10 protein-coding genes, 1 tRNA gene and 1 pseudogene are annotated in these 14,862 nt (G+C 41.1%); 2 read left to right on the top strand and 10 right to left on the bottom strand.

The features are described 5' to 3' along the window. Positions 1-9: 9 nt before the first annotated feature. From P20439_RS11965 to P20439_RS12010, 10 genes are all read right to left on the bottom strand, one after another. Positions 10-1,149 (bottom strand): hypothetical protein, encoded by a 1,140-nt coding sequence (locus P20439_RS11965; protein ID WP_008467142.1) that lies wholly within the window; start codon positions 1,147-1,149, stop codon positions 10-12. Next, complete coding sequence (gene nlpI, locus P20439_RS11970) at positions 1,133-2,005, bottom strand: lipoprotein NlpI (protein ID WP_008467143.1); 873 nt, start codon at positions 2,003-2,005, stop codon at positions 1,133-1,135. The genes P20439_RS11965 and nlpI overlap by 17 nt, the downstream gene beginning before the upstream one ends. 348 nt (positions 2,006-2,353) lie before the next feature. Beyond that, positions 2,354-4,480 (bottom strand): polyribonucleotide nucleotidyltransferase, encoded by a 2,127-nt coding sequence (pnp, locus tag P20439_RS11975; RefSeq protein ID WP_008114552.1) that lies wholly within the window; start codon positions 4,478-4,480, stop codon positions 2,354-2,356. Between the two features lie 343 nt (positions 4,481-4,823). Continuing rightward, positions 4,824-5,093, bottom strand: coding sequence for a 30S ribosomal protein S15 (gene rpsO, locus P20439_RS11980; protein ID WP_006793376.1), 270 nt, complete (start codon positions 5,091-5,093; stop codon positions 4,824-4,826). 109 nt (positions 5,094-5,202) lie between these two features. After that, a complete protein-coding gene (gene truB / locus P20439_RS11985) occupies positions 5,203-6,147 on the bottom strand; it encodes a tRNA pseudouridine(55) synthase TruB (protein WP_008467145.1) in 945 nt (314 codons plus the stop codon). After that, the gene (gene rbfA / locus P20439_RS11990; RefSeq protein ID WP_008467148.1) at positions 6,147-6,554 is read right to left on the bottom strand and encodes a 30S ribosome-binding factor RbfA; all 408 of its coding nucleotides are present in this window, start codon (positions 6,552-6,554) and stop codon (positions 6,147-6,149) included. Before rbfA ends, truB begins: the two co-directional genes overlap by 1 nt. A gap of 157 nt (positions 6,555-6,711) precedes the next feature. Then, a complete protein-coding gene (gene infB, locus P20439_RS11995) occupies positions 6,712-9,369 on the bottom strand; it encodes a translation initiation factor IF-2 (RefSeq protein WP_008114545.1) in 2,658 nt (885 codons plus the stop codon). A 25-nt stretch (positions 9,370-9,394) separates the two neighbouring features. Beyond that, positions 9,395-10,894 (bottom strand): transcription termination factor NusA, encoded by a 1,500-nt coding sequence (gene nusA, locus P20439_RS12000; protein WP_008467151.1) that lies wholly within the window; start codon positions 10,892-10,894, stop codon positions 9,395-9,397. A 38-nt stretch (positions 10,895-10,932) separates the two neighbouring features. Beyond that, positions 10,933-11,388 carry a ribosome maturation factor RimP gene (gene rimP, locus P20439_RS12005; protein ID WP_008114543.1) on the bottom strand — a complete coding sequence of 152 codons (456 nt, stop codon included), beginning with the start codon at positions 11,386-11,388 and terminating at the stop codon, positions 10,933-10,935. A gap of 280 nt (positions 11,389-11,668) precedes the next feature. Then, a tRNA-Met gene (locus P20439_RS12010) sits at positions 11,669-11,745 on the bottom strand. Between the two features lie 225 nt (positions 11,746-11,970). Between P20439_RS12010 and P20439_RS12015 the strand changes: the two genes are divergently transcribed. Both P20439_RS12015 and P20439_RS12020 read left to right on the top strand, forming a co-directional pair. After that, positions 11,971-13,524: a cryptochrome/photolyase family protein gene (locus P20439_RS12015; RefSeq protein WP_008467154.1), complete on the top strand. Its 1,554-nt coding sequence runs from the start codon at positions 11,971-11,973 to the stop codon at positions 13,522-13,524. Between the two features lie 159 nt (positions 13,525-13,683). After that, a pseudogene (locus P20439_RS12020) lies at positions 13,684-14,696 on the top strand (phospholipase). Positions 14,697-14,862: the final 166 nt, after the last annotated feature.

A 14,862-nucleotide genomic window follows, 5' to 3' on the forward strand; every position in this document is an offset into this window, starting at 1 on the left:
ATTTAATGATTAAAAGCGCGGGAATAAATCTGCATGTTGCTCTATATGAGTTTGCCACAAAGCCCGATATTGCTCTGAAAGTCCAACCTGTTGATATTGCATAATAGACCACTGTGCGCTTGGCTTATAAGCAACACCTCCTTGCTGACAGCTTTTGCTTTTGTGCCATCCTTTTGGCGCATCAGTGTTATGAGCAATAAACAAGTTAGGGGCAACCAACCCCTCAAGCTGACAAAGCCAAGCTTGTTTTTTTGCTGGTAAAGCGTATTCATCTTCAAAACCATTAAAGTGCATTAATTCATGTAAAAAGACTGCATAATTAGCCTGCGAGTTAATATGCATTAAGCCCTGATGCACATTGGCAGTACCTTGCTTGGGCATCATAATCGCAAAATCGAATCCTTTAGGAAGCCGCTGCTTAAGTGATGACTGTTGCCAATCGCACTGCGCAAGCGTTGCTTTAGTGCTGTTACAAGCAATTGCATTACCAACATATATAGGCTTTGAAAAACAAAATGCATTACTACTAGGCTCTGGGTGTTGTGCGTATTTTTTCATAAAGTGGTTGAGCCTATATAAACCATCACGGTGATCGCTCAGCATTAGCACATTAAATGTGCATTGCTTTTGTATCTCAATTTGCTCGCTCGCTACCAAAAACCCTAATTTATTCATAAATGAGTGGTTTAATGCATCGAAGGGAGCACGCTGTTGTAACTGTAAATGATAAAAGGCATCCCCTTTAGGTAACTTATTGTGAGCTTTTAATAACGCTAAATCTTGCCAGCGCTGTTGAGAAAGCAATGAAGCTGCGAGATGTTTTTGTTGTTTAATTGTTATCTCATCGAGGCTTGCTTGCCAAAAGAGCTTAGCGGTTTCAGTTTGATTATTGGCTAATAATGATAACCCATAGCCGTATTGTGCATGGGCTATTTTATTACGTGCTAAGGTTGCTAATGAGGTCGGGGGGAGTTGTAAAATATGCGATGCAAAGTAACCAGGGAATTGCCAATAACTATTAATCACATTGGCTTTGCCGTGCAATACTTGCCAAAAGCCAATGCTATTTTGTTTATTACTGGAGCCATTAATTAAGCTAGCGCACAGTAATAAAATACTTAATTTAAAAAAGTTAGCCCGCGCTTTCACTAGCCATCAACTCAAGCTCTAAACGTGCATATTTATATTCTATAAATTCATGAACGTTCGTTGCCAGCGCCAACTTAAAGTAATCTGTTGCAATTGAAAGGTCACCTGCGGCTTGGTGCTGTTTAGCTAAGTAAAAATAAGCTTCACATAAACGTTGAGCATATTCTTGTTGTGAACTTACACCATCGGCTATGCCTGAAAAAAAGGCTTGTTCACTCATATCACCCACATACAAAGCAATAAGCTGATACGCCCATTCATTTTCATCAAGAGCTGCTGAATTGGCTTTTAACGCAGCAAGTGCCGCAGTTTTATCTTGTGCGGCCTGCGCTAAATAAAGCCACAACACACGATAAGGGTCGTTAGGAGAGCGCTCCAAGAATGTTTTAAAGTCATCTTTTGCAAGCGTCGCTCTATCACCATAGTACAAGGCAATACCACGATTTAAATACGCATATTCATGCTCTTGGTCTAGCTCAATGGCTGAGTCAAAGTACTCGTATGCTTTTTCGTATTGCTGCATCAAAGTATGCTGAATACCTAAAAAGTTATACACTTCAGCCAAATCGGGCTTGAGCTTAACCGCTCGGTTAAAATCAATTCGCGATAAAGTCGTCATACCTAAGCTATCAAATAGTACTCCACGGTCATAATAGAGCTTTGCTTGTTGCTCTGTACTCAAATCAGCTCTGTTTAATAGTTCTGAAAAACGTGCAATGGCAATTTCATTTCTAAAATCTGATGCAAGCGGTGCAGTAAATGGCACGTTAATAATAGCAGCGGGTTTAGTAGTAGCCTGACAAGCGCTTAAAGACAAAATAGCAAAAGATGCCAAGGCTAAATGTTTAAGTCTCATTAAAATCCTTAATACCGAGGTAAGTAGCAAATAGATAAGACATAAGCTGTCTTGTAAGGTTCATTCCAGTTATGTGTTATTAATATCAACCGGCATAAATATTTGAACAATTTAACGAATTAAATACCCCTATAACGTTGTTAAAATTCTTTTATTTAGAACAACTAGATATCAAAAATTTTGCCTAGTTATAGAGCAATTTTCTTATCGTTAAAATAAGTCCCATATCCAAGCAGGTTGGTATAAGTATGATGAACACAATTAATTGCTAACATTAAAGCATAAAAAAAGGGGCTAAACAGCCCCTTTTTATACTATCCAATAATTATCTGGATGAAAGATTAGCAATTACGCGTCTTTAGACTCGTCAGCTGCAGGTGCTGCTGATTCCATTGCTTCTTTAATACTTAGACGTACACGGCCTTGACGGTCTACTTCTAGTACTTTAACTTTAACTTCTTGACCTTCACTAAGGTGATCAGCAACGTTGTTAACACGCTCAGTGCTGATTTGTGAGATATGCACTAGGCCATCTTTACCAGGAAGAATGTTTACAAACGCACCGAAATCAACGATACGTACCACTTTACCTTCGTAGATAGTACCTACTTCAAGCTCAGCAGTTAATTGCTCAATACGGCTAATTGCATTTGCTGCACTTTCACCGTCTGTGGCAGCAATCTTGATTGTGCCATCATCACCGATTTCAATCGTAGTGCCAGTTTCTTCAGTAAGCTGACGGATAGTCGCGCCACCTTTACCGATAACTTCAGCGATTTTCTTCTGTGGGATTTGCATCGTGTAAATACGCGGAGCAAACATAGACAGTTCTTCAGAAGGTGCAGAAATCGCTTCGTCCATCACACCTAGGATGTGTAAACGTGCAGCTTTCGCTTGTTTAAGCGCGATTTGCATGATTTCTTGTGTGATACCTTCAATTTTGATATCCATTTGTAGAGCAGTGATACCGTTAGTTGTACCCGCTACTTTAAAGTCCATGTCACCTAAGTGATCTTCATCACCTAAGATGTCTGAAAGAACAACAAAGTTTTCTTCTTCTTTAACTAAGCCCATCGCGATACCCGCAACAGAGGCTTTAATTGGAACACCCGCGTTCATAAGCGCTAGAGACGTACCACAAACTGATGCCATTGAAGATGAACCATTTGATTCAGTAATTTCAGATACAACACGGATTGAATATGGGAATTCAGTCAATGTTGGCATTACTGCTTGGATACCACGCTTAGCTAGGTTACCGTGACCGATTTCACGACGCTTAGGAGAACCAACAAAACCCGTTTCACCTACACAGAATGGAGGGAAATTGTAGTTAAGCATAAAGTGGTTTTTGTGCGTGCCAGTTAAATCGTCGATTAACTGTGAATCACGTTCTGTACCAAGTGTTGCTGTTACTAATGCTTGCGTTTCACCACGTGTGAAGATTGCAGAGCCGTGAGTACGTGGAAGTACGCCCGTCATTACATCTAGAGCACGGATCATATCTGGTTCACGACCATCGATACGTTTTTCGCCAGCAGCGATACGGCCACGAACGATTTTCTTCTCAAGTGAACCGAATACTTTACCTACTTCTTGCTTATCAAGCGTTTCGCCTTCAGCAAGTTCGCTTGTTAGTGCTTCAACAACCGCATCTTTTGCAGCAGTTAATGCTTCTTTACGCGCTACTTTATCAGTAATACGGTAAGCTTCGCCTACTTTATCAGCAGCAAGAGTGGCTACTTTCTCTTCTAATGCAACGTTTTTCTCAGGTGCAGTCCAATCCCAAGTAGGCTTGCCTGCTTCTGCTTTAAATTCGTTAATTGCATTGATGATAGACTGTGATTGCTCATGGCCGTATACAACCGCGCCTAGCATTACGTCTTCAGCAAGTACGTCTGCTTCTGATTCAACCATAAGTACTGCGTTATCAGTGCCAGCAACAACTAAGTCAAGTTGACTTTCTTCAAGCTCTTTTAGTGTTGGGTTAAGTACGTATTCACCGTTGATGTAACCAACACGTGATGCACCAATTGGACCGCTGAACGGGATACCAGAGATAGCAAGTGCTGCTGATGTACCAATCATCGCAACCATATCAGGTTGGATTTCAGGGTTTACAGAAACAACAGTCGCGATAACTTGTACTTCGTTTACGAAACCATTTGGAAAAAGTGGACGAATTGGACGGTCAATAAGACGTGCAATTAGCGTTTCGCCATCGTTAGGACGACCTTCACGCTTAAGGAAACCACCTGGGATACGACCAGCAGCGTACATACGCTCTTGGTAGTTAACTGTTAGTGGGAAAAAGTCTTGGCCTGGTTGAGCTTCACGCTTACCAACAACCGTTACGAGTACTGACGTGTCGCCAATGCTTGCTAGTACTGCGCCGTCTGCTTGACGAGCGATAGCACCTGTTTCTAGCGTCACTGTGTGTTGACCTAGTTGAAATTCTTTTATAATTGCTTGCACTTAAAATATTCCTTAAATGTATTTTTAGTATTAATTAAGTTTTCATCAAAGTACCAATTACAGTACATAATTGTATTCAGTTGGAAATCAATTAAGTACTACAATTGGCAATGATGTAAATAACCGTAAATAAACCTTTTTATCTACGCGCCATAGTATATAACAAAGTCAGGTAAAATTGCGAGCTTAGTCCAGAGATAAACGCGTTGCTAAATTGTGTACTTTGCTGTTACTTACAATGTGGCTTTTAGCTGATATTTCAAGGGGATTAATCGATGTGGGTATGGGGAAATTTAGACACAAAAAAAGGAGCTAAAAAGCTCCCCTTTTGATAATCAAGTTCTTAGCGACGTAGGCCAAGCTCTTTGATTAACGCAGTGTAACGCGAGATATCTTTACCTTTAAGGTAATCAAGCAGTTTACGGCGAGTGCTTACTTTACGAAGCAGACCACGACGTGAGTGGAAGTCATGCTTGTGATCAGCAAAGTGACCTTGAAGCTTGTTGATATCAAAAGTAAGTAATGCTACTTGTACTTCAGGTGAACCAGTGTCGCCTTCAGCGCGTGCGAATTTAGCAATGATATCGATTTTTTCTTGATTGCTTAGTGACATAATAACTCCAAAAGTTAAATTTAATAGGTGCTTTAGCCGATCACTAATTCAGCCAAAACGATTAAGCGGGCGTATTCTACCAATTATCAGCATAACTACAAGTTAAACTTTACTCTGGTTGTTGATTAGACAAGCCGCGCTTTGATTTTAAATGGCCATCAGGATTACGTTCGCCCGTACCAATAAATATTCCGTCAGCCAGTACCTTTATTGCACCTTCAGGCAGGGCTTTACCCAACACCACAGCTTGACCATGGCTAAATGCCATTCCCTGCTCTTTAGTAATTTCCACAACGGGTAAATCAACTAACGCGGTATCCATTGGCAATAATAGTTCGTCAAGGTAAGTGGAAGGCGCAACGTCTTGTTCTTTCGCTTGATTTAATAACGTTTCTAACTGCTCAAGTGTGACCATTTTATCTGCAGGGTAATGCCCTACAGCACTGCGATGCAGCATAATCACATGCGCGCCGCAGCCTAAGTTTTCACCTAAATCATCAACGATAGTACGAATATACGTACCTTTAGATACATGTGCGGTCATTTGTATTTCGTTAGCTTGCTCATCAAACTCATCAAGCGTTAAGCTAAATACGTTAATTTTTCGACATTTGCGAGGAACTTCTATGCCTTCACGCGCATATTTATATAAAGGTTTACCTTCATATTTAAGCGCTGAATACATTGATGGATATTGGTCTGACTCACCTACAAACTTAGCAATCTCTTCGCTTAGTAATTGGGAAGTAACATTCACATCGCGAGTTTCGACCACTTCGCCATCAGAGTCTGATGTGGTAGTACGTTCACCTAGCTTAGCTCGAACAACATAGGTTTTATCTGTATCGAGTAAAAACTGGGTAAACTTAGTCGCTTCACCAAAACAAATTGGCAGCATGCCGGTCGCAAGCGGATCAAGCGCACCTGTGTGCCCCGCTTTTTGCGCAAAATAAATACCTTTAGCCTGCTGTAATGCCTTGTTTGATGAAATGCCTTCTGGTTTGTTTAACAACAAAATACCATCAACTGGACGGCCTTTACTGCGTCTTGCCATTAGTCTTTAGTGCCTTCTTCGCTATCTGTTTCATCATCAACATGCTTAGCATTATCTTCACGAATGATAGAGTCCACTAAGTTAGAGATGCGCATCCCTTCCATTAATGAGTTATCAACCACAAATTTAAGCTCTGGCATAATACGTGCGCGAATACGTTTACCTAGTAACGAACGGATATAGCCCGTTGCTTCGTTCAGTACTTTTGCACTCTGTTTTGCTGCATTTTCGTCTTCAGTGTTAAACACGGTGATAAAAACTTTGGCATAAGATAAATCGCGCGATACTTCTACCGCAGACACTGTCACCATGCCTAAGCGCGGATCTTTAATTTCGCGTTGTAGAATCACAGCAATTTCTTTTTGAATTTGCTGAGCAACACGATCAGTGCGAGAAAATTCTCTCATTTCACTTTCCTAAAATTATAACTTATTGAAAAACAATAACAAGTTAACTAAATAATGGATACACAAATGGGGGCTGAGCCCCCATTTAAAATCTTAGCATAGGTTATGTTGGGCTATCGAGGTACAACCTTGAATGTCCAACAACACCTAACAACAATTAAAGAGTACGTTGTACTTCAACTGTTTCAAATACTTCGATTTGGTCACCAACGCGAACGTCATTGTAGTTCTTAACGCCGATACCACATTCCATGCCGTTACGAACGTCTTGTACGTCATCTTTAAAGCGACGTAATGACTCAAGCTCGCCTTCGTAAATAACCACGTTATCACGAAGTACACGAATTGGTGCGCTACGCTTGATAGTACCTTCAGTAACCATACAACCAGCAATTGCGCCAATTTTTGGAGACTTAAATACATCACGCACTTCAGCAAGACCAATGATCTCTTGTTTAAACTCAGGAGCAAGCATACCAGACATGGCTTGCTTAACTTCTTCGATAAGTGCGTAAATTACGCTGTAGTAACGAAGGTCTAAGTTTTCAGAGTCAATCACTTTACGCGCTGATGCATCGGCACGAACGTTAAAGCCAACTACGATTGCGTTAGACGCTGCAGCAAGAGTTGCATCTGTTTCAGTGATACCACCAACACCAGAACCAACAATCTTCACTTTTACTTCATCAGTAGAAAGTTTAGTTAGTGAGTCTGAAATTGCTTCAATTGAACCTTGAACGTCTGCTTTAAGTACCACGTTAACTTCAGACACGTCGCCTTCAGTCATGTTAGTAAACATGTTTTCAAGCTTCGCTTTTTGCTGACGCGCTAATTTAACATCGCGGAATTTACCTTGACGGTAAAGTGCAACTTCACGTGCTTTACGCTCGTCTTTAACTACTGTCGCTTCATCACCTGCAGCTGGAATACCAGAAAGACCTAAAATCTCAACAGGAATAGAAGGACCCGCAGATTTAATGTCTTTACCGTTTTCATCGCGCATTGCACGAACACGGCCATACTCAAGACCACATAATACAATGTCACCTTGGTTAAGCGTACCTGATTGAACAAGGATAGACGCTACTGGACCACGGCCTTTATCAAGACGTGATTCAATAACAACACCTGCAGCCATACCTTCGGTTGGTGCATTTAGTTCTAACAGCTCAGATTGCATTAATACTGCTTCTAAAAGGTCATCAATACCAAGACCTGTTTTAGCTGAGATGTGAACGTATTGCGTATCACCGCCCCAATCTTCTGGGATAACGTCTAGCTGAGCTAGCTCGTTTTTAACGCGGTCTGGATCTGCGCCTTCTTTATCCATTTTGTTAACAGCAATGATTAAAGGAACGCCAGCTGCGCGAGCATGCTGTACCGCTTCTTTAGTTTGTGGCATTACACCATCATCGGCTGCAACTACTAGGATTACGATATCAGTCGCTTTTGCACCACGAGCACGCATAGATGTAAATGCGGCGTGACCCGGAGTATCTAGGAAAGTGATCATGTTGCCGTTAGTTTCAACGTGGTATGCACCAATGTGCTGTGTAATACCACCGGCTTCGCCTGAAGCAACTTTAGCTGAACGAATGTAATCAAGCGTTGATGTTTTACCGTGGTCAACGTGACCCATTACAGTTACTACTGGCGCACGTGGCTCAGATTTACCATCTTCATGACGGTCATTTAGTACTGTTTGCTCTAATTCGTTTTCTTTAACGATGATAACTTTATGGCCCATTTCTTCTGCTACAAGTTGTGCAGTTTCTTGGTCAATAACTTGGTTAATCGTAACCATGTCACCCATTTTCATCATTGTTTTTACAACTTCAGCGCCTTTAACAGCCATGCGTGATGCAAGCTCAGCAACTGTAATTGTTTCACTAATACGCACTTCGTTTTTAACATCAGCCGTTGGTTTTTGGAAACCGTGCTGTAATGACGCTGGCGCTTTTAGCTTACCTTTTTTACCTTTAGACGCTGCAAATTTATCTTTTGCTGGCGCTTTTTTCTTTTTCTTCGCACGGCGTGAGCCTTGCTCTTCGCGAGCATCAGCTACATCTTCTGCTTCACGTGCGTAAGTTGAAGTCGTAAGGTGGTGATCCGCGGTTTCTTCGCGTTTCTTACGTTCTTCTTCTTCTTTCTTCCAGCGTGCTGAATTCTCTTCAGCTAGCTTTCTTGCCTCTTCTGCTTGACGTTTCGCTTCTTCTTCAGCTTTCTTCAATGCGGCCTCTTCTGCTTCTTTTTGCAGACGCTCAGCTTCGATGCGATCTTTCTCAGACTTAGCACTTTGCTCAGGGGTCATCTGCTGTTGTTTCGCTTTACGCTCTGCATCTGCTTTGCGTTTAGCTTCTTCTTTGGCTTTACGATCAGCGTCTTCTTTCGCTTTACGTTCTGCCTCTTGTTTCGCTTTCAATTCTGCGGCTTCTTGTGCAGCTTTTTGCTGCTCTTCAAGACGCGCTTTTTCTTCAGCGGCTAGACGTTGCTGTTCTTGTTCTTGCTCAACAGCACTCTTTTTCACGTAAGTGCGTGTTTTGCGAACTTCAACTTGCACTGCCTTTGCTTTACCCGTAGAGCCAGTCACACTTAATGTGCTTTTGCTCTTACGTTGCAATGTCATGCGTGCTGGACCTTCAGATCCAGTACCGCCATGTTGCTTGCTTAGGTGATCAAGTAACGTTGCTTTTTCAGCTTCTGTTACATTCTCGCCTGCTTGTTTGGTAATACCGGCTTGTGAAAACTGCTGTAGTAATTTATCAACAGTTGTACCTATATCACCGGCTAGTTTTTCAACATTTACTTCTGCCATAGTCTCTAATACCTCCGTTAATAAATTACTCGTCTGCAAACCAACAAATATTACGTGCAGCCATAATTAGCTCGCCCGCTTTCTCTGAAGATAGCTCTGTAATATCTACAAGCTCATCAATGCCTTGCTCAGCTAAGTCTTCAAGTGTTACTACACCCTTACTTGCCATAACAAATGCTAAATGACGCTCTAAGCCTTCAAGCGCAAGTAAGTCTTCCGCAGGCTCAGCGCCTTCTAAGCTTTCTTCCGTTTTAAGGGCTTTCGTTGTTAATGCATCTTTTGCACGTGAACGTAATACGTCCACTGTTTCTTCATCTAAGCCGTCGATTTCTAAATACTCAGAAGCAGGTACATACGCAACTTCTTCTAGTGTTGAGAAACCTTCGTTGATAAGTAATGACGCAAACTCGTCATCAATATCTAAGTTTTCAGTAAATAAGTTAATTAACTTATCTGACTCAGCTTCGTTCTTAGCGCGCATTTCATCAACAGTCATTACGTTTAATTCCCAGCCAGTTAACTGGCTTGCTAAACGTACGTTTTGACCATTACGACCAATAGCTTGTGCTAAGTTATCAGCTTCAACAGCAATATCCATTGAGTGAGTGTCTTCATCCATTACGATTGAAGCCACTTCTGCTGGTGCCATTGCGTTAATAACAAACTGCGCTGGGTTGTCATCGTAAAGTACGATATCAACACGCTCGCCGCCAAGTTCTGACGATACAGCTTGAACACGTGCGCCACGCATACCAACACACGCACCTACAGGGTCTATACGCTTATCATTAGACTTAACTGCGATTTTAGCGCGTGAACCTGGATCGCGAGCTGCAGCACGTAATTCAATCATTTCTTCGCCAATTTCTGGCACCTCAATGCGGAATAATTCCATCAGCATTTCTGGTTTAGAACGGGTTACAAATAACTGTGCACCACGTGCTTCTGGTTTAACTTCATATAGAAGACCACGAATACGATCGCCTGGACGGAAGTTTTCACGTGGCAGCATGTCGTCACGGTAAATAACCGCTTCTGCGTTGTTACCTAAATCAAGAACGATTGCATCACGCGTTGCTTTTTTAACAACACCTGTTACTAGCTCGCCTTGCTGGTCTTTGTACGCTTCAACCACTAAGGCACGCTCTGCTTCACGTACTTTTTGTACGATTACTTGCTTAGCCATTTGTGTTGTTATGCGGTCAAATTTAATTGATTCAATCTGCTCTTCTACGTAGTCGCCCATTTTCAAGTCTGGTTCTTCAACTTGAGCAGCTTCTAACGTGATTTCGCTGTATGGATTCTCTAAAGAACCATCTTCTAATACAGCAGCAATTTGCCAGCGGCGGAATGTATCGTAATCGCCAGTTTTACGGTCAATTGCAACACGTACATCAATTTCACCATCATGCTTTTTCTTTGTCGCTGTCGCTAATGCGAACTCTAGAGCTTCAAAAATCTTTTCTTTTGGAACCGCTTTCTCATTGGAAACGGCTTCAGCAACCAATAATATCTCTTTTGCCATGGGTAATGCCTCGCTTGCCCTATTCCTTCGCACTCGAATTAAAACTTTGCGATTATGTTCGCACGTTCAATGTTACTAAGCATGATTAAATGCTCTGCACCATCGCTAGATAGTGTGATCATATCGCTGCTAACTGCTATTAAGTCGCCTTTAAAATTACGGCGACCGTCTTGTGGAAGCTTAGTACGCACGCGTACTTCCTCTCCTTGCGCCTGCTCGTAGTGATCTTGTTTGAATAATGGACGATCAACACCAGGAGACGACACTTCCAAATCATATTCGTTTGTAATCGGGTCTTCGACGTCTAAAATCGCACTAATTTGACGACTTGCATCTGCGCAGTTGTCAACTGAAATTCCATCCTCATGAGCAATGTATACTCTTAAGGTAGAATGGCGACCCGCTTGTACAAACTCAAGACCATGTAATTCAAAGCCTAGCATTTCTACCGCAGGCGTTAACATGGTTACTAAATCTTGTTCAAGTTTTGTCACGAAAATCCTCCATACAAACAAAAAAAGGGCTTATAGCCCTAAAATACTGAGTTTAAATTTTGATTTAATCGATAAACATTAAATCAAACGGTGCAGATACAACAACGCCCCGAACCAAGCGGGGCGTCACACCAAAAAACGCAAAAACTGTGTGGCCTAGGGCCAAGCTTGGTTGCGAGTCAGTACCCTGACCAAATTAAACTTCATTAGCTTAAACGCAAAACGCGCATTACTTAGAATGCGCGATATAAAGTAGTAAGTTTAAACCTACTATTAAGATTGGTTGCGGGAGCCGGATTTGAACCAACGACCTTCGGGTTATGAGCCCGACGAGCTACCAGACTGCTCCATCCCGCGCCAATAGATAAAAAGTTAATAACTTAATATCGCTGTTAGTAAATTTTATAACCTACTAAACAATGGCCGCTATTATAAGGATGTGCCACTAAATTAGCAACCATAATAACTAATAAGTTGATAAAAAAAGCAATGCTGTTTATTGCTTTGCTCTATGATTAAAACGACATGTAGAAATCGATCGCTTTTTTAAATACAGCGTATAAAAATAAATTTTGGCTAATTATGAAAAAATACAACACTCTAAAATTGATTTTAGGTGATCAGCTCAACCCTGCTCATTCGTGGTTTAAAGACAAATCAGACGACACCGTATTTGTAATTGCTGAGCTTATGCAAGAAGCACAGTATGTTAAACACCATGTGCAAAAAATATCAGCCTTTTTTAAAGGCATGGAAAACTTCGCTAATGCGCTAGAAGATGCTGGCTTCAATGTATTACATCTCACGCTAGATGACACCAAAGACGATAATGACTTACCCGCTCTTTTAACGCGTTTAGCCAAGCAGCATGAATGTACCTCTATTGAATATCAATACCCAGATGAGTACCGTTTAAAAACACAGCTTCACGAATTCGCGACTAATAGCGAGTTAACGGTGAATGCCTGTGACAGCGAGCATTTTTTATTAGCATTTAACGACATAGATAAACGCTTTAAAAAAGATAAACACGTCACCATGGAGCATTTTTATCGGGCAATGCGTAAGCAGTTTGATATTTTAATGGACGATGACAAACCTGCCGGTGGGCAATGGAACTTTGATGCCAATAACCGTAATAAGTTTTCAAAAAGTGATTTAGCCGATATCCCCAAACCCAAATTATTTAAAAATGATGTTAGCGCCATTATTGAGCGTTTAGATAAACATAAAATAAACTACTTTGGACAGATAGACACACAATTAAGCTGGCCAACAACCCGTAAGCAAGCAATAAGTGCGCTTGATCATTTTTGTGCACATTTACTGCCTCGCTTTGGTCAATTTCAAGATGCGATGACAGATCAATGCCCTGATAAAGATACCTTTTATCACAGCCGATTATCGTTTGCGTTAAATGCCAAAATTTTACCCCCTCGCTATGTTATCGACCGCGTGGTTAAAGAGTACCAACAACGTCAAGATGAAATATCTATTTCTCAGGTTGAAGGCTTTATTCGCCAAGTACTGGGTTGGCGCGAATATGTGCGTGGCGTGTATTGGAAAAACATGCCCGATTACGCGAACAAAAACCAGCTTAATGCAACTCGTGTACTGCCGAGTTATTTTTGGAATGGTAAAACAAAAATGAATTGCTTAAGCCACTCATTAACACAAAGCTTAGACAGCGCGTATGCCCATCATATTCAGCGCTTAATGGTAATAGGCAATTTTTGTTTATTAACCGCCATTCATCCTGATGAAGTGGATGAATGGTATTTAGGTGTTTATATCGATGCAATTGAATGGGTAGAAATGCCTAACGCCCGAGGGATGAGCCAATTTGCTGACGATGGCATCATTGCCACTAAACCTTATGCGGCCAGCGGCAACTATATAAATAAAATGAGTGACTACTGCAAAAGCTGCCAATACAAAGTGAAAGAAAAAGTGGGTAAAGATGCATGTCCGCTAAACAGCCTTTACTGGCAGTTTATGCACAAACACCGAGAGCGACTTGAGAAAAACCCACGAATAGGCATGGTTTATCGTAATTGGGATAAACAAGATGAATCATTGCGCCAAGAAACCTTAGAGCAAGCTAACAACTATTTAAATAATATTGAAAAGCTTTAAATATAAATGCCGTCAATTGACGGCAGCATTCTTGATAGTTAATATTAAAGTACCAAAATAGGTAATATCGTTAATTAAATGTTTAATTTATTTGTCATGTCAGTGTAATGAGCTTATTTTTTAATAGCACCTCTTACTCCAGACTATGATGAGAATAAAATGAAAAAACAATTAATGGCAGCGACACTTTTATTGCTCGGTACAAGCCAAGCTCAAGCTTTTAGTCAAGAAACTCACAAACGTATTGTTCTAGATGCCGTAAATTATATGCAGCAACACCCAGCCAGCACCGAATATGCTGCCCTACGTCAGTACGCTGCACAAAACAATCTGACAATCTCTGAATCAGCCGAGCTGCTGGGACAAGCTGCTTATGACGTAGATGACTTTGAAGACACCTTTTTCTGTGGTGCTATTACAGGTTCATGTGTTCAAGCGCCAGTATGAGGAGCAGCGCAAAGTATAGTTAAATATACAAGCTATTGGCATTTTCAAAATCATACCCAAGGTGCAGACCAACATGGAAACGATTTTGGTGGTTATAATTATGAGAAGCTCACCGTTTGGGGCACTATTGATAATCTTGCATCTGCTTGGCTTAAAGGTGACTACTTTGATGATGGTAAAGGGGGGGAACAGGTTGGTTCAATGCCGACTCTTCAAAATATAACAGTTATTGTGTAACAGAATCTCACTACAGAATCGATAGCAACTCAACCTATTCTATGTACGATGACTTTGAAGAAATACCATTTCAACCTATCGATAATTTAGGCCAATATTGGTATCAAAGTTACTTACAAAGCGGCAATCCGCAAGTATTAGGGTTTGTGTTCCATACTACTGATTTATTACAACCTCACCACACATGGACCACATCAGACCTTAACCACTCTAGCTGGGAAAGTTGGGTAAACGATTACTATGATCAAGAGCAGCTCAACGATTTATCACTCGTTACTCAAGCAATGCAAACGTTCTCGCCTTTAGATTAAAATAGCCAAGATGTTCGCCCATTATTAACTCAAGGCGGTTCATTTTCTTATGCACAAGGTGGGATTGTACTCAACTCAGAAGATCATTTTGATCGCCTTAATATAGCTAAGCAAGTAGTGCCCCATGCAATAGCAACGGTGGTGCACTTATTAAACCACGCCATGGTTGCTCGCTAATGAAAAAAATGGCTATTTTAGTGATTACATTACTAGGGGCTTTTTACCACTCCCTAGTAATGGCCTCATTTACACAATACAGTAGTGATGAAGTTAACTTTATGCATCGTGCTTATTTAAAGCACAAACCTGAAATTACAATCAATGAAGTTAGAACTCGTCTGTT

The organism is Pseudoalteromonas sp. BSi20439 (assembly GCF_000241165.1).
Lineage (GTDB): Bacteria > Pseudomonadota > Gammaproteobacteria > Enterobacterales > Alteromonadaceae > Pseudoalteromonas.

What these genes read in the sequence shown, in the direction of transcription:
- nlpI (WP_008467143.1), bottom strand. Translation starts at nt 2,005, where the DNA reads ATGAGACTTAAACATTTAGCCTTGGCATCTTTTGCTATTTTGTCTTTA.
- rpsO (WP_006793376.1), bottom strand. Translation starts at nt 5,093, where the DNA reads ATGTCACTAAGCAATCAAGAAAAAATCGATATCATTGCTAAATTCGCA.
- truB (WP_008467145.1), bottom strand. Translation starts at nt 6,147, where the DNA reads ATGGCAAGACGCAGTAAAGGCCGTCCAGTTGATGGTATTTTGTTGTTA.
- rbfA (WP_008467148.1), bottom strand. Translation starts at nt 6,554, where the DNA reads ATGAGAGAATTTTCTCGCACTGATCGTGTTGCTCAGCAAATTCAAAAA.
- infB (WP_008114545.1), bottom strand. Translation starts at nt 9,369, where the DNA reads ATGGCAGAAGTAAATGTTGAAAAACTAGCCGGTGATATAGGTACAACT.
- nusA (WP_008467151.1), bottom strand. Translation starts at nt 10,894, where the DNA reads ATGGCAAAAGAGATATTATTGGTTGCTGAAGCCGTTTCCAATGAGAAA.
- P20439_RS12015 (WP_008467154.1), top strand. Translation starts at nt 11,971, where the DNA reads ATGAAAAAATACAACACTCTAAAATTGATTTTAGGTGATCAGCTCAAC.